We start from the raw sequence: 1652 nt of genomic DNA, 5'->3' as shown, positions 1-1652 counted from the left end.
CAATGCGCGTCATTGAAAGCCTGCAGGACCTTGTGCCTGAAAAAGGTACTATCGGTATTATGTCGTCAGGACAGGGCAGCGTGAGCAGCAATACGAATGGTGGGCATGAAGTTTATCGGGGTTCAAAGGCCGCGCTGAACATGTACATGAGAAGCTACGCCGCTCGCCATGCCGGAGACTCGCGGACGTTGCTATTAATGGCTCCTGGCTGGGTGCGTACTGATTTAGGCGGGCCTGATGCGCCACTCAGCATTGAGCAAAGCATTCCGAAAGTCGTAAACGTCATACTTTTACAGCAGGGCAAGCCAGGACTGCAATACCTCGACCGTGAAGGCAAAACGGTACCGTGGTGATAAGCTTAGACCCGACGTTTCAGAAAGGAGAGAGCATGAAGCTGATTGGTATTGAAGAGCATTTTCTGACAGAAGATGTCTGTGAGGCCTGGAAAGCATCGGGTCTGGAAGCAAAAGACCCCAGTATTGCGTTTAACTCCGGAATCACTAAGCGCCGACTGTTTGATCTCGCTGATGAGCGCATTGCCCTGATGGATGAAACGGGTCTGGATGTGCAGGTACTGTCTCTGACGTCACCTGCGCTTCAGGGCCTGGGGCCGGAGAGTCTCGATATGGCGCAGCGAATCAACGATAGTATTGCCGAAGTTGTCGCAAGATATCCAGATCGGTTTCAGGCACTGGCAACCCTGCCTGTCTCTATGCCTGATGAAGCCGCTATCGAACTGGAACGTTGTATTAAGACCCTGGGTTTTAAAGGAACGATGCTATGCAGCGGTGGGGCAGAACATTTAGACAGTCCTGCATATTTCCCTGTTCTTAGCTGTGCTGAAATCCTGAATGTGCCGGTATTAATTCATCCGGGAACGCCGGATGAAGCCGTCAGAACTGCGTATTACTCAGGCTTTAGTCCGGAGGTTAATACGGCTTTTGCCACTTATGGCCTTGGCTGGCACTATGATGCGGGAATTCAGTTTATCCGTCTAGTGTTGTCGGGCACATTTGACCGCCTTCCGGGCCTCCAGATGATCCTTGGGCACTGGGGAGAGCTGGTATTATTTTATGCAGAACGCCTGGCAGCAATGAGCCGGGTTGCAAATCTGAAATTACCCATCGCATCATACTTGCGGGAAAATCTGTATGTTACGGCGAGCGGAATGTTCCTTCCTCATTTTCTCGACAGAGCGGTTGCGATAGTAGGATCGGAACGTATTCTTTTTTCGACCGATTATCCTTTTCAATATCGCCCCGGTAATGATGCGAGGCAATTTCTGGAAAAATGTAACCTTAATGAAAATGATAAAGCGGCTTTTGCTCACAGTAACTGGATGCGCCTGATTCGTGACAGAAATGCTGATTAACTTAAATGGCAGCAAAGCAACTTAAGCCCAGTGGTCACAACTGTTTCGTATAATCAGAAAGCTACGCGAATTACGTGGCTTTTTTTATAACTGACACTGTGACCTCTAATATTAGCTTTGTAAAACAGCATGATATGCTCTTAACGTGGTTTTTTACATCATTGGCCCTCGAACCCCGTTAGTGACAATCCTTTTGAAGGGTTTGTCGTTGGTGTCCTATCAAACGGTTTTTTTTGTAAATGGGTGGATTTTCTTGGTTGCGATGCTACCTTATATCCTA

2 protein-coding genes are annotated in these 1652 nt (G+C 48.3%); both read left to right on the top strand.

Features of this window, described 5'->3' with window-relative positions:
- A partial coding sequence (locus FCN80_RS25825; RefSeq protein WP_479684753.1) for a Rossmann-fold NAD(P)-binding domain-containing protein occupies positions 1-353 on the top strand: 353 nt, incomplete at its 5' end.
- 35 nt (positions 354-388) lie between these two features.
- A complete protein-coding gene (locus FCN80_RS25820) occupies positions 389-1372 on the top strand; it encodes an amidohydrolase family protein (RefSeq protein ID WP_136993214.1) in 984 nt (327 codons plus the stop codon).
- Positions 1373-1652 lie beyond the last annotated feature (280 nt).

Source organism: Martelella alba (assembly GCF_005217455.1).
In the GTDB taxonomy this organism is placed as follows: Bacteria; Pseudomonadota; Gammaproteobacteria; order Enterobacterales; family Enterobacteriaceae; genus Acerihabitans.
The sequence above is the reverse complement of the archived record's forward strand: the minus strand, read 5'-3'. Positions and strand labels throughout refer to the sequence as shown.